Annotated in this window: 16 protein-coding genes; 2 read left to right on the forward strand and 14 right to left on the reverse strand. The window is 52.9% G+C overall.

Features of this window, described 5'->3' with window-relative positions; translation table 11 throughout:
• Window positions 1-37: 37 nt before the first annotated feature.
• From J1784_RS07795 to evgA, 9 genes are all read right to left on the reverse strand, one after another.
• The gene (locus J1784_RS07795; protein ID WP_217148710.1) at window positions 38-2596 is read right to left on the reverse strand and encodes a fimbria/pilus outer membrane usher protein; all 2559 of its coding nucleotides are present in this window, start codon (window positions 2594-2596) and stop codon (window positions 38-40) included.
• A gap of 91 nt (window positions 2597-2687) precedes the next feature.
• The gene (locus J1784_RS07800) at window positions 2688-3443 is read right to left on the reverse strand and encodes a fimbrial biogenesis chaperone (RefSeq protein ID WP_120509478.1); all 756 of its coding nucleotides are present in this window, start codon (window positions 3441-3443) and stop codon (window positions 2688-2690) included.
• Window positions 3440-4186 (reverse strand): fimbrial biogenesis chaperone, encoded by a 747-nt coding sequence (locus J1784_RS07805; protein ID WP_217148711.1) that lies wholly within the window; start codon window positions 4184-4186, stop codon window positions 3440-3442. Before J1784_RS07805 ends, J1784_RS07800 begins: the two co-directional genes overlap by 4 nt.
• Before the next feature lie 10 nt (window positions 4187-4196).
• On the reverse strand, window positions 4197-4763 hold the full coding sequence (locus J1784_RS07810; RefSeq protein WP_217148712.1) for a fimbrial protein: 567 nt from the start codon (window positions 4761-4763) through the stop codon (window positions 4197-4199).
• Between the two features lie 21 nt (window positions 4764-4784).
• The gene (locus J1784_RS26480; protein ID WP_238485442.1) at window positions 4785-5327 is read right to left on the reverse strand and encodes a fimbrial protein; all 543 of its coding nucleotides are present in this window, start codon (window positions 5325-5327) and stop codon (window positions 4785-4787) included.
• Complete coding sequence (locus J1784_RS07820) at window positions 5311-6027, reverse strand: fimbrial biogenesis chaperone (protein ID WP_217148713.1); 717 nt, start codon at window positions 6025-6027, stop codon at window positions 5311-5313. The genes J1784_RS26480 and J1784_RS07820 overlap by 17 nt, the downstream gene beginning before the upstream one ends.
• A 117-nt stretch (window positions 6028-6144) precedes the next feature.
• Window positions 6145-6657 (reverse strand): fimbrial protein, encoded by a 513-nt coding sequence (locus J1784_RS07825; protein ID WP_217148714.1) that lies wholly within the window; start codon window positions 6655-6657, stop codon window positions 6145-6147.
• A 283-nt stretch (window positions 6658-6940) separates the two neighbouring features.
• Complete coding sequence (locus tag J1784_RS07830; RefSeq protein WP_217148715.1) at window positions 6941-10552, reverse strand: response regulator; 3612 nt, start codon at window positions 10550-10552, stop codon at window positions 6941-6943.
• Between the two features lie 4 nt (window positions 10553-10556).
• Window positions 10557-11189 carry an acid-sensing system DNA-binding response regulator EvgA gene (evgA, locus tag J1784_RS07835; RefSeq protein WP_113877684.1) on the reverse strand — a complete coding sequence of 211 codons (633 nt, stop codon included), beginning with the start codon at window positions 11187-11189 and terminating at the stop codon, window positions 10557-10559.
• Window positions 11190-11649: 460 nt separating this feature from the next.
• Between evgA and J1784_RS07840 the strand changes: the two genes are divergently transcribed.
• On the forward strand, window positions 11650-12558 hold the full coding sequence (locus J1784_RS07840; protein WP_217148716.1) for an HlyD/EmrA/EmrK family protein: 909 nt from the start codon (window positions 11650-11652) through the stop codon (window positions 12556-12558).
• Here J1784_RS07840 and J1784_RS07845 read toward each other — a convergent pair.
• The 4 genes from J1784_RS07845 to J1784_RS07860 all read right to left on the reverse strand — a co-directional run bounded on the left by J1784_RS07845 (window position 12552) and on the right by J1784_RS07860 (window position 17489).
• Window positions 12552-13523: a fimbrial protein gene (locus tag J1784_RS07845; protein WP_217148717.1), complete on the reverse strand. Its 972-nt coding sequence runs from the start codon at window positions 13521-13523 to the stop codon at window positions 12552-12554. The genes J1784_RS07840 and J1784_RS07845 overlap by 7 nt on opposite strands.
• The gene (locus J1784_RS07850) at window positions 13523-14233 is read right to left on the reverse strand and encodes a fimbrial biogenesis chaperone (protein WP_238485447.1); all 711 of its coding nucleotides are present in this window, start codon (window positions 14231-14233) and stop codon (window positions 13523-13525) included. The genes J1784_RS07845 and J1784_RS07850 overlap by 1 nt, the downstream gene beginning before the upstream one ends.
• Before the next feature lie 79 nt (window positions 14234-14312).
• Window positions 14313-16715: a fimbria/pilus outer membrane usher protein gene (locus tag J1784_RS07855; RefSeq protein ID WP_338019901.1), complete on the reverse strand. Its 2403-nt coding sequence runs from the start codon at window positions 16713-16715 to the stop codon at window positions 14313-14315.
• A gap of 192 nt (window positions 16716-16907) precedes the next feature.
• Window positions 16908-17489: a fimbrial protein gene (locus J1784_RS07860; RefSeq protein ID WP_217148718.1), complete on the reverse strand. Its 582-nt coding sequence runs from the start codon at window positions 17487-17489 to the stop codon at window positions 16908-16910.
• Between the two features lie 553 nt (window positions 17490-18042).
• Here J1784_RS07860 and J1784_RS07865 point away from each other — a divergent pair.
• On the forward strand, window positions 18043-18747 hold the full coding sequence (locus tag J1784_RS07865; protein WP_217148719.1) for an SDR family oxidoreductase: 705 nt from the start codon (window positions 18043-18045) through the stop codon (window positions 18745-18747).
• An 82-nt stretch (window positions 18748-18829) separates the two neighbouring features.
• On the opposite strand, the gene J1784_RS07870 is transcribed toward J1784_RS07865, so the two are convergent.
• A partial coding sequence (locus J1784_RS07870) for an RNA-guided endonuclease TnpB family protein (protein ID WP_217148720.1) occupies window positions 18830-19817 on the reverse strand: 988 nt, incomplete at its 5' end.

Below are 19817 nucleotides of genomic sequence, written 5' to 3' on the forward strand. Positions count from 1 at the left end.
TGTGCATTAAGTCCGCGCAACGGTGCGCGGCCGTTTATCAGCGGCATTCGCCGTTCAGCTGAATAACCGGCATTTGTGCCGTCGGTTTCAGCCCCTTCAGGTCATAACTGACGCGGCACTGTTTATCGTTGCCTTTGCCCCACGACACCGCCAGCTGGCCTTTTTCCGGCAGGCCGGTCAGATACACCTGGCCGTTATCGCCGACGATGCCGGTGATTTCCTCACGACCTGCGTTTTCCAGCAGTGATGCGGTGGCACCAAACGGCACCACGCCTGCTCCGCCAGCCCGCGTCAGGGACATCAGCACCTGATAACCGATACGCGTGGCAAAGTCAGTTTTCACCACCGCGCCGTTGGTCGGGTACACCACTTTCTGGTTTTGCGGCAAATCGACGTTGTCCGGTAACGTGCTCGGATCGAGACCGACGTTGTTGCGGCTGTAATCCGACAGATACGGCACCACGGCGAACCCGCGCGAATCGGTTTTGCCACCGCCATTAGACAGGCTGACGCCTTCCGCACCCGGCGCGCTGACCAGCGCCACCGAGCTGCCCAGCGGACGTGACAGCGTCACACCTTGCGCATGGGCCACCGCGCCGCCACTCATGTTGACGTTCATCGAGCGCATGTCGTTTGAGTAACCGTAACCCGCAGAAACGTTGCCCTTGCTGCCCTGATATCCTAGATTCAGGTTGCTGTTACTGGCCTGATCCTGATTGCCCCAGCCCTGCATAACGCTGTACGACAACGCGCCGTTCGGGTTGCTGCCGGAAATCCCCGCCTGATTCTGCGTGCGTCCGTGGTTGTCATGAGATATCTGGCTGGTGGCGTAGGTGTTTTGCAACGCAGACGAATAGCTGAAGATGCTGAACGGCACGCTCATGTTGAAGGAAACCTGACGGTTTTCCGGCCAGTCGCCGTTTCCTTTCATGCGATCCACGGTGTAATACACGCCGTAGCTGACGCCGTGATAACTGCCGTTGTAACCGGATGACAGGCTGGTCAGCGTTTTGGTCGACCCCCAGTAATCATCACGGTTGCCGCGCAGGCTCACAGAGCCATAATCCCCAAGTTGCTGTGTTACCTGCGTCTGGAAACTGCTGCGCCGGCGGCTCATCGTCCACGGCGACACATCATCCTTCTGCGCATAACCCATGCTGTTGTATTCTGCGAAACTGTAATAATTTCGGGTGGAATAACGCAGCGCGGTCAGGTCAAACGACGTGCCGGTGGTGAGCATGCTTTTGGAGTAACGCACCCGCCATGAACCGCCCGCCTGACGATCTTCTTCTTCCAGCTTCGTGCTGGAGAAAGTGCCGTCCACAGACATTGCGCCAAGATCGCCCAGCGAAATACCTGAACCCATGCTCAGCGCACTGTAGTTTTGCGAGCCCAGCAGACCGCCGTACAGCGTCAGGTTTTTTGGTAAGCCATAAATCAGCGTCGCCAGCACGAATTCTGATTCGCGTGAGCCCTGCGTCGTACCGCCGTCATAACGTCCGGCGGTCACTTCATATTTCATGGCGCCCGGTCGCAGCATCACCGGCAGGGAAGAATACGGCACCACGAAGCTGTGCACGCTGCCATCGGCTTCGGTCACTGCCACGTCCAGGTCACCGGAGGATCCCGCCTGATACAGATCCTTAATTTCAAACGGGCCCGGTGCGACGTAGGTTTCATATACCACGTAGCCGTTCTGACGCACGGTCACGCGGGCGTTACTGCTGGCTACGCCGGTGATCAGCGGCGCAAAACCGCGCAGACGCGAAGGCATCATCTGTTCGGACGAATTCAGCTGCACGCCGCGGAACGGCACGCCGTCCAGCACGTCACTGCCGGTATTGGATTCGCCCATGGTCACGCGAGAACGCCAGTCACGGATATCGCGCGACAAATAGGTATTGGAAAAATGCGTACTGTCGTTATTACTGCTGCTACCACTAGTATCAGTGTGGCTGTGCGTCAGCGTACTGCGCAGCCGCCAGGCACCGGCGTTTGCGCCGGTCTGCACGTTGGCAAACAGGTTGTTATTCACGCGGGTATCGCTGTTGAGCGTCTGCTCATTGCGACCGGCACTGACGTTGTAGTTAAACAACATCGCCGGAATGCCGTCGTCCCACTGTGACGGATCCGTCTGGCTGTCACTGCCCGGCTGCATCGCCACCTGCGGGATACTGACGTCCAGCCGCAGGCGGGATAAATCGAATTTCACCGCGGATTGCGGGATAAGCACCGTCAGATCATCCACCGGTTTGTCTTTCGCTAAGCCTTTAAATGCAGGCAACTGATCCACATTCACACCTAGCGCGCCGAGCAATTCCGGCGTCAGTTCAGGCGCAATATTGCCGTGGGCGTTTTTGCCGAACACCAGTTCGCGGGAGACCGCTTCACGCTGGTTGACGAAGATAGTGACCGGATACTTCCCTTCTGCCACGCCGCCCGCCAGGGAAAACGCGGAGAGATCGACATCCGATGCGCCGCTTCCCAGCGACAGCAATTCAGGATCGAAGTAATCCGCTGCCCACGCGTTCTGGCAGCTCATTAATACAAACAGCGCAAGCGTTTTGCGCGGGAAGGCGCGGGTGCTGGCTGCCATTCCGTTAGTCCTTAAACAGGATGTCAATTTCTTACTCAAGGTCGTTCCCTGCTCTGTAATATATGATTAGCGGTTCCGGATTTCCCCGGACTTACAATGTCTTACGCTGGACGGACGTCACCCGGCTGTCTTCGCCGATCACCTGCCACTCCACCTCGCCCCGCGCCCCTTCCGGGACGGGATAGCGCTGCTGCCCTTTCGGCGGTACCAGCTTGCGCAGATCGGCTGCCGGTAAGGTTTTTCCGCCCACTTTCAGCTGGCTGAAGTTGAGGTAAAACGGCGTCGGGTTATCCACCACCAGCGCATCCCCTTGCAGGCTGAAACGCAGCTGCTCAGACGCCTTAGTGACGCCGCCTGGCGGTAAACCTTCCGGTCGGTAGAACAACTTCATGTTGTTGACCACCGCGACCACCAGCTGACCGCCGGTCTGGTTGTCTTTATCCGGCACCGACGGGATGCCTTTTACCGACAGGTAAAACACTGATTCCCTGTCCTGCGGCAGCGTCATGTCGGTAAGACGGATGCGCAGCTGGAGCTGTTCACCCGGGTCAACACGTTTTAACGGCGGCGTCACCAGCAGCGGAATGGCCGTGGCGGGCGCTTTATCGTCTTGTTCTGTCGCCGGTAAACCGGTGGCCAAATCCAGCGGCCGCACCCATGACTGCATCAGATACGCACGGTGGGTGTTATTGGTCATTGACCAGGTGATGCCTTTGGTTTCCGATGCCGGATACACAAGGCGGAACTGATTGATCGACAGGCCGGAAGGCTGTTCCGGCGCGGCAACACACGGCAATGCCAATGCCAGCGCGGCAATCAGCAGCGGCACTTTCAGCGAAAACGTCATGATTTCCCTCCGTTCTGCACAGCGGCTGAAAATAGCGGGCTGTTGCCGCCGTAATCATTAATCACCGTCCACTGCGCCTGCTTAACCTGACCACTCACCGGATAACTGGCCTGCGAGAATGGCGGGATCATCGGCACAACGTCGCGCACCGCCACGTCGTGGCCATCAAACGCCAGACGTGAAAACGTCAGGAAGTAAGGCGTCGGATTTTTTACCTCGATGCTGCCGTCCTGAAGATGAAACGTCAGACGCCCCTGCGCTTCCTCCGCCGTCATCGGCAGCCCTGCAGGGCGGTAAAACAGCTTGATGGTGTTCTGAATACCCACCGAAATCCGCGCCGCCAGCGAGGCGTCTTCCGCTTCTTTCGGTTCCGTCATCGCCGGTACGGCGATCGCGGTGAAATAAAACACCGACTCACGGTCAGCAGGCAGCGCCGCATCGTCCTTACGCAAAATGCGCAGGGTGTTTTTGCTATTTTCTTCCAGCCGGAACAGCGGCGGCGTGGTCAGAAAAGGCGCAACTTCACGGCCTTGCGGTGACCCGATGACCGCCGACTGCACCAGATAAGGCCGGGAACCGTGGTTTTGCACGGTCAGCGTCTGGGCGCTGTCGGTTGACTGAAAAATCACCCGCGTACGGCTGAGGCTGATCCCCCCATCAGCGGCAAAAGCGCCCTGAATCAGCGTCACAATGCCCATTAAAATGAGTGCGGCACGGCGTACTAAAAGAGAAATAAACTGCACAGAAAACCCCTTACTGATAGGCGAAATCAAAGGTGACGCTGGCGTTCAGCGTGCCGCCTTTGGTGGCGGCATCGCTGCATTTGGTGCCACAGGACAGCGCTGCTTTCAGAGGAATGCTGACGTTGCCGCCGTCAAAATTGGTGGCGTTCAGCGGCACCGGCAGCAACGTGGTGTTGTTCACCACATCACCCGTCGCGTTCACGATGCGTACGCCGTAATTCACCACCTGTGAGGACGCCGGTTGCAGGAAAAGAAAATCGCCGGAACTTGTGTTGCCGGTTCCCGACACTTTCACCACAGGTTTTTGCACCGCACCGACAAAACCGGCGCATTGCGACAGGGTCACCGTCAGCGGTAACGGATTAGCCAGGCTGTCGCCGCTGCGGATACCGGAAGACTGCACCGCGCCGAAATCCAGCACCGGCGGCGCGGAAACCTGGCAGGTCGGCGCCTGGAATGTGGCCGTAAACTGCACCTCTGTTGCCGCCACCGCGTGACCCGCCATCGCCAGCAGGCACAGGCAAAGCGAAGCCCTCAGGGCAACGTGGTGTCCTGATAAAGAAATGTGATTTTTCATGGTGTCTGTCTGTTGAAAGCGTTAAGGGAAAATAAAGGCGAAGGTGATTTTTGCGCTGACCGCACCCGCCGTCAGCAGCGGATCACCGGCGCTACGCACCAGTCCCACCGAGAAAGGTTGCACAGATGTGCCGTCGTCCTGAGTGATCGCCACCGAATCACCGGGCGCAACCGTACCGGCCGCGTTATAAAAATCACTGAGGTTATTCAGCGTGCCTTTTTTCAGCATAAAACCGACGTACTTCGCCGTTGAACTGGCCGAGCGAAACAGCTGCGTGTCGCTGAGCTGAGCGGATTCCCCGGACACAGTCAGCGACGGCGTTTTGCCCTGCATTCCTTCGCAGTTCACAGTGACCGCCAGTGGCAGAATGGCGGCGGTACCGGTCGCAAATTGCGTAACATCTTTTGTGTCGAATTTGAGCGTCGGCGTGTCGATCGCCACCTGACAATTGCCATCCATTACCGTGGCTTTAATGTCAGTGGTGGCAGCCAGTACCTGACCGGCAGAAACGCCGGATAAAATCAGCAAAAGTGCTGATGAAACCTGTTTAATTAACCGTGCCACGGAACGTCTCCACACCGCCAAAATCGTTAATCGCTGCCCACTCGGCTTTGCCCTGCCCGGCTGTCACCGGATAATTATTTGATGCGAAAGGCGCAATCATGCTGGTGCCTTTAATCACATCGAGCGGGATCTTTTTGCCGTCAATCGTCAGTTTGTTGAGTGAGATAAAATACGGCGTCGGATTCGACACCTTCACGCTCTGGCCTGCTCTGGAAAGCTGCAATTTGCCCATTGCTTCTTTTTGCGTCATCGGCAGGTTATCCGGACGATGGAACAGCTTCAGGGTATTACCGGTCGCCACCTGTAAGGTGCCACCGACTTTATTGTCATTATTTTCCTGACCTGTTTTACCGGTCGGGATCGCCAGAATATTTAAATAAAAGACCGACTCCCGGTCACCCGGCAGAGAATTGGATTTTTTCATGATCCGGATTTTATTAGCGGAATCAGGCTCGATGCGAAATAACGCCGGGGTTGGCAAGAACACGCTGTTCGATGATTTCGCTGAGAGACTTTCTGAAATACCGACATTAATAAGATAAGGTTGATTATGAGATCGGTTATTAATGTCAATACTCTGACTGCTGTCAGATGCCGTAAAAATAATGCGGGAGGCACCCACCGCAATACTTGCGATTGCTGGCGGGGTCAATAATATCCCCAGGCTTAAAATAACGCCTAACTTGTGAATAAACTTCATAATGTTCTCTGCCAGTTAAATGAAAAAGAGAGGTTTCATAGAACCTCTCTTTTCCGGACGCTTATTGCCGTACTGCTCGCGCCTTACGACGGGTCCCGTACTTCAGGTTCTTTACGCTTAGTTGCTCACGTAAGAGATTTTGATCGGCGCGTGGTAAGCACCCGGCTCAACGTTAGTCTTATCCAGCACGGCCATACCGGTGTTGAAAGTATAGGTCAGCGCGCCGTTGGCATCAGCAACAACCGGGATGCTGGTGTGGTTGGTCACTTGAGTGGTGCCGTCTTCACGGGTCATCATGAATCCTGCGGACTGAGCAACGTCGCTCAGGAACACAGTTTCGTTACCGGTCGCAACGATACCGCTGACCTGTAAAGCACCCGCTTCGTCTTTGCTACAGTTTTTCAAAGACACCAGCAGTGGTTCTTCACCAATCTGTTTTTTCGCTGCGTCGAAAGCGATTTTAGAGAAAGAACCGACGTTCAGAGTAGAAGCACCGTTATTTGCAGTCACTTCACAAGTGGTGTCTACAATAGACCCTTGCAACTGGACATCAGCCTGAGTTGCAGCCTGAACCTGACCTGCCAAACCTAACATCAGAGCGACAGGCGCAAGGGCGATAATTTTTTTCATTACAAGATCCTTCATTAAATATGCGTCATTATGACAATGGAAATAATTCATTTCAGCCTGCCTTGGCTGAGGAGAAGATAATACTTATCCTAAAGAGTATTAAATATCAGAGGGAGATTATTTTAATGAAGGTCTCAGCCTACACGCGTAGGCAACGAATAACGCCTGAAGTAAAATAGAGGTTTGCAGGGAATATGAAAGTCCGCTTAAATAAATATTTATCACACCGGCGGATAAAAATAAAGCCATTCCGGAGAATGGCTTAGCGGGGTAAAACACAATATTAATGCCGGGTGGATTTTGAATACGTTTCGATGGCAGCGCTGAATGCCATGATTTGCTGTTTAAGCTGCGCGGTACCTTCTTCTATTGCGGCTTCTATTTGTAAACCCTGTTGCCCGGTAGCCAGCACGTCTTCTAACTTTTCCGCCAGCAAATGCAACTTTGTCGCGCCCAGCAGCTGCATCGTGCCGTTGATCCGGTGCAGATGGTGTCGCAGTACATCCCGGTCCTGGCGTTCCAGCGCCTGCAAGGCCCCCGCGAGATCTTTGTCATTTTCGATGCGCGACTGTTCCAGCATCTGACACATCAGCTTTTTGTCGCCCAGGCTGTGCGCTCCAAGTGTCGGCATATCAACAAACTCTTCCAGCGGGCGGGTATCTGCGAACATATGCACACCGCTTAACGCCGCTTTTAACTGTTGCAGATCAATAGGTTTAAACAGGCAAAGATTCATGCCCGCCGCCAGACAACCTTCTTTCTCATCGGTCTGCGCATTAGCGGTTAAACCCCAGATAATGATCTGCTGATTGGTTTCCCGCACCTTTTGCGTGAGCGTAATGCCGTCCATATTCGGCATATTCAGATCAGTGATCAGCAAATCGTAATCCTGCCTTTGGATCAGATTCAGCGCCTGCAAACCGTCTTCGGCTTCATCCACATGATAACCGAGCATATCCAGCTGACGGCGCAACAACAGACGATTCGTCGGGTTATCCTCGGCAATCACAATCCTTAATGCAGCAGGAAGCACTGCTTCCTGTTCAGCCAGCAACAAAACGCCTGGCGCATGGTCAGAAGTACGCGTCACCAGCGTGACCGTCATGGTCGTGCCCGCATCCGGCTGGCTGACAAGGCTGATTTGCCCGGACATTCTCTCGACCATTTCGCGGCAAATCACCAGCCCGAGCCCGGATCCAACGCTGCGTTTACCCACGGCAGTCTGGCTGAACGGCTTAAATAATTGCTGCTGTTCCTGCTCGCTGATCCCGGCGCCGGTATCGCGCACGCTCATTGACAGGTAAACCCGCTCCTCGCCCAGCGCCTGCGTATGTGCCATCACTTCAATCCCGCCCTGCGTGGTGAATTTGACGGCATTACTGACCAGATTAGACAGTACCTGTTTGAAAGCCTGCGGATCCAGCCATAGCGTTTTCCCTTCTTCCAGGCGACAATCGACCGTCAACCCGAGATGTTTCTGACGCGCCAGCCCTTCGAAATTCGCCACCGTCGCGTGGACGAGCCCCCCCAGATCTACCCATTCAGGTACCAGCGTAAAGTTGCCGGATTCGATTTTTTCCATGTCCAGCACATCACCGATAAGCCCTATCAGCGTCTGCGCCGTACTGTAGGCCAGTTCAATCGCCTCGCGGGCTTCTTCCGGGCTTTGCTTGCGGGTGGTCAGCAGCTCAAGAAATCCCATGATCGAACTGACAGGCGTGCGGATCTCATGACTCATATCCGCCAGGAACCGGCTTTTCGCCTGACTGGCGTCAATGGCTTTGTCTTTTTCGACCTGCAACGCTTTCATCAGTTGCCGGGATTCCGTGATGTCCTGCCAGCCGCAAATCAGCGTCGCTGGCATGTTTTCCGGCATCTGGCACGAGGTCAGCCAGTGCAGGATCAGCCGGTCTTCCTGACCGTTATTGAGCACCAGCTGATGAGTGATGACGGTGTCCGGCACCAGCCCTTGCTGAATGTCCTGCTGCACATCAGGGAAAATATCCGCCAGAGGGCTACGCCGGTCGTACAGCGAATGGCGCATATTTTCACGCAATTGTGGCGTGAAAAACTCGCCGAATGCGCTGTTATAACTTTCTAACTCACCTTCCGGCGTAATGACATACACCGGCACCGGAATGGCGTTGGATAAAGTCTGGCGCAAAATCAGTTGATAGCTCAGCGCGGCCTGCGACGCTTTGCCACGGCTGATGGCGCGCAGCAAATAGACTCCCCACAACAGGCTGCTGATCACCAGTAACGCCGCCAGCCCGACCACCAGATAAAATGGGCGGTTGTACAGATTCCAGGTGCCGATTTTGACGTCCGGCGCTTTCACCCATTTGCCTGCAACATTGAGAATTTCTTTCGGCGGAATATCATCCAACGCCTTGTTCAAAATACTCTGCAACTCCAGTGAACCGCGCGGGATAGCAAAGGCAATCTGCGCCGAAGGCTCGTCGGGGATGCGGGTGTAGGTCATCTTTTCCGGATAATAATGGTCGATGATAAACCGTGAGGCGAGCTGGGTGGAAACCACCGCGTCCACATCCCCGAGCATCAGTTTACTCAGCGCCGTGCTGGTGTTTTCGGCAATCACCCAGGTCACGCCGGGATATTTCTTTTTAAGCTTTTCACTCAGCGGATGATAAGCGGGGATCGCCACTTTATCGCCGGGCATCAGAATATCCGGCTGATCGCTGGAGGCCCGTGTCACAAGCACAAAAGGCGTGGCGATAAACGGGTGGGTGAATAACATATCTTCTTCGCGCTCGACGCTGTAAGTGGCGGTCGGCACCAGATCCCAGCCACCTTTGCGCATGATATTGACCATGTCGCTGTTGGAATTGGCGATGACCGGCTTGAACGTTAACCCGGTCTGGAGTTGGATCAGATTGAGAATATCTCCGAGCAGCCCCCGGATTTCCTGATTGTCGTCCATCATGCTGAGCGGCGCGTAATACGGGTTGATCAGCACATTCAGCACCGGATGTTTGGCAATCCAGCGTTCTTCGCGAGGCGTGAATTTCATCGCTTTATTCAGAAACGACACGTTGCCGGTATCCACCCACGACTGCGCCACCTGTTTATGCGTCTGTTCGCTCAGGGAACTGATAAAGGTGTCGAGAATGCCGCGCAGTTGCGACTGATTATCCAGAACAATAAAGTGATTGCCGGTTTGCGGCTCACGCCAGAATTTCACCATTTGCAGCGACTGATAAAAATCGCGAGCCAGAATAAAACTCGACGTCAGGTTATTACCAAAGAAGTAGTCATTTTGTTTATTGGCGACAGAAGCCAGCGCCAGATAGTTATCGTCATACGCGGTGATTTGAGCCTTCGGGAACGCAATTCTGATAAATTGTTCGGAAGGATATCCTCGCCGGATAGCTACCCGCACTTCGTCCTTATCATCGGACAGCGGGTTCATCACATCGGCCTGCCGGGTGACTAACGTCGGAAACGCACGAACCAGCGGGAGCGAGACAACGAACGGCGCGGTCAGATCAACGTTGCCGGAGGGTGAAGTCAGAATGGTGTCGATATTGCCGTCTTTCAGCGCGGCCAGCGCCTGCGCTTCGTCGTTATAATGTTTAATGACGACACTGACCTGCAAAGAATTTTCCAGCAACCGCAGGTAATCCGCGTTCATTCCCCGGTAACGGCCGGTGGAGGAATTCAGGCTCAGCGGCGGGATTTCTGTGCCATAAACGCCAATGTTCAGCGTACGCTTGGCAGCAAGCCATAATAAATCGTAATGGTTTAACGGAAGTGCCGGGGTAAAAACGTCATAATCGCTGGACAGCGTCAGCGTTGCAGGTTCGGGCGTTGCGGCCTGAGCCGGATATATCACCGACAAAATGGCAAACCACAACGCTATTACCCTGATTATCATGCTTTTACCCAATTTTATTGCGCTGCGCAAAAGAGAACAAATCCATCAGCGATTTACAATTCAGCTTTTCCATCAAGCGGCTTTTATAGGTACTGACTGTTTTATTACTGATAAACATTTCTGAGGCGATTTTCATATTATCCGCACCACCGAGAATATAGCGCATCACTTTGATTTCCTGACTGGAAAGCGATTGCAACATTTCCTGCTCGGAGGACAAACTGCCCATAAAAGCATGTAATGATAACGGGAAGTAACTGTAACCATTCAGTGAAGCATTAACGGCGGCAATAATATTGGTCATGCCCTCTTTCTTACTGATAAAAGCATTCGCCCCGGCATCGGCACTACGCTTGCCATAAAACAGATCGTTCTTGGCAGAAACCACAATAATAATACGGCTAAAGGCTTGTTTCCTGAGTTTCTCCACTACTTCGATACCGCTCATCACCGGAATATCCACGTCCACGATCACCAGATCCGGATAGTGTTCTTCCACCAGCAGCAGCGCCTGCGCGCCATCTCCGGCTTCTGCGACCACGGTAATGCCTTCGCTTTCCAGCAAATTTTTAATCGCCATACGCGCCAGGGGATGATCGTCCACAATGACAGCGTTTAATTTATTCGTTTTACTCATGCTATAGCATTCTTCTTTGCCGGAAACGGAGTTCATATTAAGTCTACAGCCTCCCTAATACCATTGCCATTGGCGTTAAGAAAAATAGTACTGATCAATTCTAAAAATTCCCCAAGGACTTCACGTGTAGGATATCACCTGCAAAATTTTCCGACGTGTCCGCTGTATTTATCAGACAGCGGAGATTAGTCTTATTCGATATTTTAAACACGGATCATATTTACACGCCCCTGCTGACTGACATGACCTCACGGCTTGTTAAGTGCTCGGAACGCGTGAGGATTTCTATTTCCCACGGAAAGGCGAATTAAGATTTTTCATGAAACTACGGCACGATGCAAAAACACATCGCATTTCGCTGCCCCTTCAGACAAGAAATAAAACACGATTACTTATCAGAATATTTATTTTTATCTCGTGCTTTATTTTCACCACCGGGGGGCATTTTAATTTTTCTGCTATGCCCAGCACCCGCGATGCTTATATCACCGGCAATGAAATAACGCTTGCCGCACAAATCAGTGGCCGGGTGGCTCAGGTTTTCGCGCCCGTCACCGGCCGGGTGCAAAAAGGGGATTTGCTGGTACGTTTGGACGACACTGAAGCCCGGCACCTTTATATGCAGGCTGAGAATACACTGTCAGAATCAGTCAAAAAAACGCAGGTCCGTTATGCCACCGATGAAAAGAATAATACCCGCATCCTGAAAGCCCAGATGGCGTACCAGCAGGCGCTGAGCGGGTATCATCGCCGGATCCAGTCAAAAGGCGCGGTGACAATTTCAAAACAGGATTTGCAACAGACCCTCAGAGCCGTCAGCAGCAGCCAGAGAGCGCTGGATGAAGCGATTGCTGCCTACCGGAAGGATCAGCAATTACTTGACGCTTCTGATACGGCTCAGCAACAGATGGTTTCGCAGGCCACCGAAGAATTTCAGCAAGCCAGTCTGGCACTGATGCGTACCGAAGTGCGCAGTCCGGTGACCGGTTATGTCGCCCGGCACAATGTGCATGCGGGCGTGGGCGTCAGCGCCGGACAAATGCTGATGACCATCGTGCCCGACGATCAGATGTGGGTGACCGCCAGTTTTAAAGCGACGCAACTTTCTGACCTGCTTATCGGCAAGAAGGCGTCCATCGTGACTGAGTTTAATGGCAGAAAAGTCGTATTAGACGGCCAGATTGAAGGGATCAATCTGGACACAGATACCGCGCTGGCCGCACTGTCAGCCAAAAACGGCGCGACGAACTGGATTTATGATGTGCAGCGAATTCCGGTGCGTATCTCAATTAATCCCCTGCAACTGAGCCAGTATCCATTGCATCCAGGCTTATCCTCACAGGTGACGTTGCTGGAAAGCCGTCAGTAATAGTTAATTTTTACGATCACCGACGCTTCAAACTGCCCGAGCGATAGCTCTCTTCCGGGAATGGCGCTCACTCTTGCCGTAAAGTTTTTGGTCACTTCATTCACATTATTCAGCTGAGCAAAGTCATCGTAGCGGTTGAACGCAATAGCCTGTTGCTGCTCGTTAAATAACATCAGTTTCGCACCGTTAGCGAGATCAATCGCCGTGTTATCCAGCAGCGGACTGGCGGTTGAAAATTCCGCCTGTAGCGAGAAGTTATCCAGACAGCCTTGCTTCACAGCCCGGATAGCAAACGGCAGCGAGACGCCCGCCGAGCGGGAAAGCATTGTGCTCTGAATTTCGCCAAAATTTAAAATCTGCGATTCCGGATACACTTTCAGATCTGAACCGCAGGCCAGAAAACGCACCCCTTGTAAACCCGACAGATTGTATTTGAGGTTTTTTGCCCCCGGCGTGTTGTTGACACTGCCGCTGCCGTCGAGCTGAAATACCGTGAACTGATCCGCGCCCAGATAATATCCGGCGGAAGGCGGAGTGCCGGTAACCTTGATATACAGACGGAATGTGACGTCCAGCGTCACACTTCCACCCCGCTGAATCGGTGGGCTGTTGGTACTTGCGCGCTGCTGATCCTGCTCCAGCTCCTGCCCGTTATAACTGACGCCCAGCCTCAACCCTTCACCAATCGACTGTGATTTGGGATTAAAATAGAAATGCACCACGTCAATGCTACTGCCCAGCACGTTGTCACAATACGCGGTCACGGTGATGTCGTTGGATTCCCAGACTTTGGTGCCCGGTGGCACATTCGCCGGAATAGCGAGTTGCCCGACCGGGATCGGCAGTTTGTCGACAATTCCGGTACCCTTCTCCACGCAGTCCAGCGCCAGCGCGCTGCGGGAAAATAACAGCATGATAAAAAGGACTGTCATTCGTCCGCTTAAAAACCGAATCAGTTCAACCATCACAACCTCTTCGCCTGAGGATTTTTTGGCACAAGCTGACAATGCGCGGTCTGGCAGGAATATTCGTTCACCTGCAAACCTCCGTAATCATCCATATAACCGAGGCTGTACTGATGACTCACATACCGGCTGCCGGTGAGATTTTCAGAGGTAAACGGTGCCAGCATTACGCTATCAAAACCCGCAAAATTGCCTTTATTATCTTTACCCAGATAGCCGACGGTGATGTAAAACGGCGTGGGATTGGTCAGTTTTAGTCCGTCACTGAGACCGAAAACTTCAAGCTGCTCCTGCCAGTTTTCCTTTAGCTGATCTTGTAATGCCACAGGGCGGTAAAACAGCTTCACACGGCTCTGGATCGCCACCTGGATGACGTTTGACATGTCACTCTTTGGAGGCACTTCGCGCACGTTAAAGTAAAACAGCGATTCACGGTCTTTCGGCAGAGTGGCGGCTTGCGGCAATTGCAGGATGCGGATCTGACTTTTCTGTCCGGCTTCGATGCGCTGCATCGGCGGCAAGGCCACCAGCGGCGAAGTGATCTTTTCGCCCTGCGTGTCTTCCAGCCAGACCTGCGCCAGATAGGGCAGTTGTTTGCTCTGGTTTTCCAGCAACACGCTGACGGATTTATCGCTGCCGTTAAAAATGACGCGCGTCCGGTCAAGATTGATGGCGGCATAAACCGGATACGCCGCGCCAGCCATCAGCATGAGTGCGCAGTATGAAATGAGTTTGTGCATCAGGACTTCCTTTCCTCGTAAAATTTGTATGATTGGTTTTCAGTTTTCATTAGCTGCACGGTAGCAAAATTTGTCCGGCGCGGGCGCCGGGGTCTGACGGCACCTGAATCTGACATTGCTGCCCTTCGCCCCAGTGCACGGTCAGAGATTTTTCGCCGGACACTCCGGCCAGATACGCCAGTCCGCCGTCGCCGACAAGTCCCGCTTCAAAACCTGAGCTGTTGTCGGTGACGGCCGCACCGAGCGGCGGATGACTGCCGTCTTTCAGACGGATCACCGCCATCAGACGTTCGCCTTTGATCGCGCGCATTTTGCGAAAACCAATCGCCCCTTCGGTCAGCGTTTTACTGACCACCGAGCCGTAAACTTCTATGTCGTCCGGCAAATTATTCACATCCACGCGAATATCAGAGGTCTGGTAGCTCGACACACCGTTGACCACCGCGATCCCGTAATCGTTGGTGACTGATGCGCCGTCGCTGACCGGGATCCCCTTTACGCCCGTTGATAACATCATGCGCGGCTCGTTGCCCGCGCTGCTCTGATGCAGCGCCGCACCCGCCGCGGTGGCGGTCATCGAGCCGTACCAGTTAGCATTCACCGAGCGGTAATCGTTATTTTTCACGCTGCCGTTAGCCCCGAACTGCCCGTAAGGTGACATGTGCTGGTAGTTCGTGCGGAACACACCCTGGCCTTTTTGCAGATCCGGACTGCTTCCCCCCACGCCCACGCGCCAGCTGTTATTTGGATCCTGACTATTGTAATAGGACGCCGTTTGCGAGAAACCGTTTTGCGAGTCCTGCTGCGCGTCGTAACTGATTTGCTGCCCGGAAGACAGCGGCAGACTCAGCGACAAAAACATCTGGTTTTCATCGGTTCTGCGGTAATTCAGTTTGCTGGCGGAGAACGTCGCGGAAATGCCGGTAAAGCGCCCGATGTCGAAAATCTTGCTCACCGACGCGCTGTAGTTGTTACTGGCACTCTCGTTCCAGTAGATTTTGTGCGTCGCTGACAGATACAAGGTGATAGCCGGCCACGGCAGATACTGGTTAGCGGTAACGGTGTAGGTTTGTTTATCGTCGCGCGAATAACCCTCGCCGTTCATCTTGTCGAGATACTGGCTGAAAGACATGAAGGTTTTTTCCGAGAAACGGTATCCGGCAAAGGTTATCTGGCTACCGGTGGAGTCGAAACGTTTGGAATAGTTGGCGCGGTAACTCAGGCCGGTTTGCTCACCCGCCACCGGCACGGTCGCCGAAGATCGTGTGACATCAAAAGACACCGCGCCGAGCTTTTGCAGGTTTTGTCCGACACCGACCGCCTGCGCCTGATAGTTGCCGGTTGTGGCAATCAGGCCGCCATATACCGAGAAATCATTCAGCGCGCCCCACGACATTTCGCCACTGTAAAAACCGGGCTGCAAAACGTGATGACTGCTGCCGGTGGTCGGTTTACCCATCGCCGTTTTGAAGCGCACCTGGCCTTTGCGGGTCAGAAACGGAATAGTCGCGGTGGTCACCTGATAGGTCGTGACGCTGCCGTTTTCTTCCTCTATTTTCACGTCCAGCGCGCCCTGAACCGCTTCGGTTAAATCCTGAACCACGAACGGCCCCGGCGACACATTGGTCTGATAAATCACTCGACCGTTCTGGCTGATGCTCACTTTCGCGTTGGTTTTGGCGATGCCGGTGACCTGTGGCGCATAACCGCGTAACGAAGGCGGTAACATGCGCTGGTCACTGTTCAGTGAAGCGCCAAGAAAGCGGAAAGAATCGAAAATGTCAGAACTCAGATAAGTTTGTCCGCCCGTCAGTCGTGCCCCCATCGACGGTAAAGCGCGATACAAATAGCTCTGCGTCCAGGTGAATTGATCGCTGGCCGGTGTGCCGGAGGTACGCGACGATGAATACTGATAATCCGCACGGGCACGCCACGGCCCGAGGTTAAAACCGGTGGTGCCGTAGCTGCTGAAACTGGTGGTGCTGTCGCCAGAATGCGGCATGTATTTGCTGCCAAGCAGGTTGTAATCGAGCAACGCGCCGTTCACGCCGTTATCCCACTGTGAAGGCGGCACCCAGTTCTGGTCGTGAAAAAACAGCCACGCCTGCGGAATGCTAATGTTCAGCGTTTGTTTTTCCTGGTCATAGCGGGCGGTGACTTCTGGTTGCCGGTCTAATGAGGTACATTCGCCGTGATGCCAGAGCGTCAGCTTTTGGCGGGCATCCTTCGTCAGATCGAATTTATCCACCAGCGCGGGCGGCAGACAAAGGCGGCTGTTTTTATTATCTTGTGAGGCATAATACTTAATCAGGCTTTGATCGCCGAGCGTGCGGCCATTGAGTACCACATCCAGCAGGTATTCGCCGGGTGCGATATAATCAGCCACCTGAAAACGCGATAAATCGACATTATTACGGTCGGCGGAATCAATAAAGTTAACGTTAAATTCCACTGCGAAAATTCTGACTGAAATACAACATCCTGATAAAAATAAAACAACGCCGGTAACTGCCCGTTTCCCTGTGAAAATCCTTTCCATCGCAACTGCCATAATAAAATCACTTGTTTATGGTAATAAATCGAAAACCCCGGTACTGGCAAAGATAAAAAGGGGGAAATACTCCCCCCAAGTGATAGCGGACGTTTATTTATAATTCAGGGCGTAAGTTGCCTGAGAAACAAGAGTACCGGTGGCAACAGGCTGAGTATTGGCTTCCACACGCGCAGCAAAGACCAGATTATTATTACCCGTCACCAGATCAATATCTTTAGAGGTATCACCGACTTTCAGCAAATCGCCGTTAGCGTCAATCAGGCGGATGCCCGCACCCTTGGCACTGCCGGTATTCGCCAGCAGTTCAGTTGCACTGCTGTCAGGTGTGCCGGTAAAAGACACCGCGACTTTAGAAACTGCAGGATAACCCACAGTACCCACGGTTTGGGCCGCCAGGTCGCAGTCTTGCAGGTGAATCGTGTAGTTCACGTTTTGCGAATATTTGCTGCCGCTTTCCAGCACTTTATTCGCTACCTGTCCCATATTCACATTAATGTCTTCATCCCCTGCCGCGACAGAGCAAGGTGCATTAATCACGGTTCCGGTGAAATGAATACGTCCGGAACCATTATCGGCACCCGCCGGTGGCGTCGGATCATCAGCTGCGAAAGCAGAAGCTGAAATAAGGGCAGATAAAGCAATAACCAGCGTTTTATTTTTAGTGTTAAACATTGTAAGTCCTTGAGATATTGATGGCGTCGTTATTAAGCGATATTTTCGCCCTGACTCTGAGAGCAACCCTTGCTCCCGCCAGATCAATATACTAACAACTACTCAGGCTGCGCTATATTAAGTTGAATAACCCATTTGTTAAGATTTTTGCTCTATAGCAAGCCGTTAAACATGAAAAAAATCATGAAAATTCACATAAAAATGACAGCAATCAGCACAAGATAATCTGAGCATGATAAGAATGCAGCTTTTGGTAAGACAAAATATTGGGGAAATTAATAACAATTGGGTGCCTATTCCGATTTTTTAGGAATTTTCTTCGCGCATATATTCTCCGCCAGTATTCTCAACTCGCATTAGGGCCTCTTCCCACAGTTTATTTACCGATTTAGTCAGGATGTAAGCGGCGGGATAAATAAAGAATTAATCCCTTTTTTTATTATTCCAAAAAACAGCATGACTATTCCACTCCGTGCAAAAGCTAATCCAATAAACGCAGTCGTTCGCCCTGCGCAAAGCTGATAACTTGATGAAAAAACCTAAGGAAAACATCATGAGTTCACTCCCTGTTGCAGTGGTCACCGGCGGTACCAGCGGTATCGGACTGGCGGTTGTCCACAATCTGGCGCGCGACCATCGCGTTTATGCGCTCGGGCGTAATAAAGACAGCCTGATTGCGCTGCGGCTGATTGAAAATGTCGATGCTGTTGAAATTAACCTGCATGATTTTGACACCATTGCGCGGTTTGTCGGTGAAATACCGGCGATTGATGTGCTGGTGCATTCGGCGGCCATTTCCAAACCGTTACGTCTTGAAAATGCAACGCCAGAGGACTGGCAGCAGCAGTTTTCCATTAACGTGTTTGCCCCCGCTGAATTCACGAGACTGGCATTACCGGCGCTGAGAAAACAGGAAGGTCAGGTGGTGTTTATCGGTTCAGGATCCGGTACCAAAGCCGATGGCGGAAACACGGTGTATTGCGCGTCAAAATTTGCCCTCAGCGCCCTCGCCCACGCGCTGCGGCAGGAAGAAAGCGAACACGGCGTGCGTGTTTCCACCGTCGCGCCCGGCCCGACAGATACGCCGATGAATCGCAAAACTCGCGAAAGTCAGGGCAACTTTGAAGCCATCGACCCGCGCGAATACAGCACGCCGAAATCAGTGGCTGCGGCAGTACGTCTGGTGATCGACGCCAGTGACGACACGCAAATTACAGATATTGCGGTCAGACCGAGGCGGGATAAGGCGAAGCGCTGAATCAGGATAAATAGTATTGCAGATGTGAAAAGGAAGCGACGGGTGACTGCTCCCCGCCGTAAACGGCGAGGCTTCCCACTTCTTAGGCTGCAACCGCCTTTATGACGGACTTACACTGGCCTCGATGGGCAGTAACGACGAGTCCCGCCGCCATAAGTTCTGTTATGCCTTTATTCTGTATGTTCATCGCCGCGTTTATGTCTCGGTCATGTTCAGTATTACAGGTTGGGCATTGCCATATGCGTTTATGTAGCGGCATATCAGCCATTTTGTGACCGCAACAATGACAGGTTTTCGAACTGGCAAACCATTGATTTAGCTTGACCAGATGAACACCTTCGGCTGCGGCTTTATATTCCACTTTCATAATGAAACCCTCCCAGGCTGCGTCACCAATAGCACGAGCGAGACAGGGGTTCTTCATCATATTTGCTGATTTTAGCGTCTCTACAATTACCGCTTGGTTTTCGTCAACAATTGCACGAGAGAGTTTGTGCTGAAAATCAGCGCGGGCATTGGCTACCCGCTCATGTACTGCGGCCAGCAGTAAACGCGCCTTACTACGGTTAGCGCTACCCCGTTTTTTCCGGGATAGTGCCTTCTGTTTGCGCCGCAGGTTACGACTCGCGTTTATCAGATGCCGGGGGTTATTTACTTTATCGCCGCTTGAGGGGATCAGGTAGTGCGATAACCCCATATCGTAGCCGGTTACACAGGTAATAAGGCTCGGCTTTTCTGGCGCTTCCTGTCCGTCGTCGCACAGAATTGAGGCAAAGTATTTGCCCGTCGCATTGCGACTGATCGTAATACTGGAAACCTTTCCGACTATCTCCCTGTGAATGTTTGCCCTGACGGGTTTCATTTTAGGGAGTTGGATAGCGTCAGTTAACACCTTACCGTTCGGGTGGTAGCTCGATTGCTTGCCTTGTTTACTCTTGAAAGAGGGGAAGTGAGCACGTTTCTTGAAAAAATTCCCAAACGCTGTATCGAGGTTAATTACGGCCTGCTGCAATGCCAGTGAGTCATATTCTTTCAGCCAACTATAGCGGCGCGACTTTTTGCCCACAGCC

Source organism: Rahnella ecdela (assembly GCF_019049625.1).
Taxonomy (GTDB): domain Bacteria; phylum Pseudomonadota; class Gammaproteobacteria; order Enterobacterales; family Enterobacteriaceae; genus Rahnella; species Rahnella ecdela.

Excerpts from the sequence above, each read along its gene's own strand:
- J1784_RS07795 (WP_217148710.1), bottom strand. The coding sequence starts at position 2,596 with ATGGCAGCCAGCACCCGCGCCTTCCCGCGCAAAACGCTTGCGCTGTTT.
- J1784_RS07800 (WP_120509478.1), bottom strand. The coding sequence starts at position 3,443 with ATGACGTTTTCGCTGAAAGTGCCGCTGCTGATTGCCGCGCTGGCATTG.
- J1784_RS07810 (WP_217148712.1), bottom strand. The coding sequence starts at position 4,763 with ATGAAAAATCACATTTCTTTATCAGGACACCACGTTGCCCTGAGGGCT.
- J1784_RS07820 (WP_217148713.1), bottom strand. The coding sequence starts at position 6,027 with ATGAAGTTTATTCACAAGTTAGGCGTTATTTTAAGCCTGGGGATATTA.
- J1784_RS07825 (WP_217148714.1), bottom strand. The coding sequence starts at position 6,657 with ATGAAAAAAATTATCGCCCTTGCGCCTGTCGCTCTGATGTTAGGTTTG.
- J1784_RS07830 (WP_217148715.1), bottom strand. The coding sequence starts at position 10,552 with ATGATAATCAGGGTAATAGCGTTGTGGTTTGCCATTTTGTCGGTGATA.
- evgA (WP_113877684.1), bottom strand. The coding sequence starts at position 11,189 with ATGAGTAAAACGAATAAATTAAACGCTGTCATTGTGGACGATCATCCC.
- J1784_RS07840 (WP_217148716.1), top strand. The coding sequence starts at position 11,650 with ATGCCCAGCACCCGCGATGCTTATATCACCGGCAATGAAATAACGCTT.
- J1784_RS07845 (WP_217148717.1), bottom strand. The coding sequence starts at position 13,523 with ATGGTTGAACTGATTCGGTTTTTAAGCGGACGAATGACAGTCCTTTTT.
- J1784_RS07850 (WP_238485447.1), bottom strand. The coding sequence starts at position 14,233 with ATGCTGATGGCTGGCGCGGCGTATCCGGTTTATGCCGCCATCAATCTT.
- J1784_RS07860 (WP_217148718.1), bottom strand. The coding sequence starts at position 17,489 with ATGTTTAACACTAAAAATAAAACGCTGGTTATTGCTTTATCTGCCCTT.
- J1784_RS07865 (WP_217148719.1), top strand. The coding sequence starts at position 18,043 with ATGAGTTCACTCCCTGTTGCAGTGGTCACCGGCGGTACCAGCGGTATC.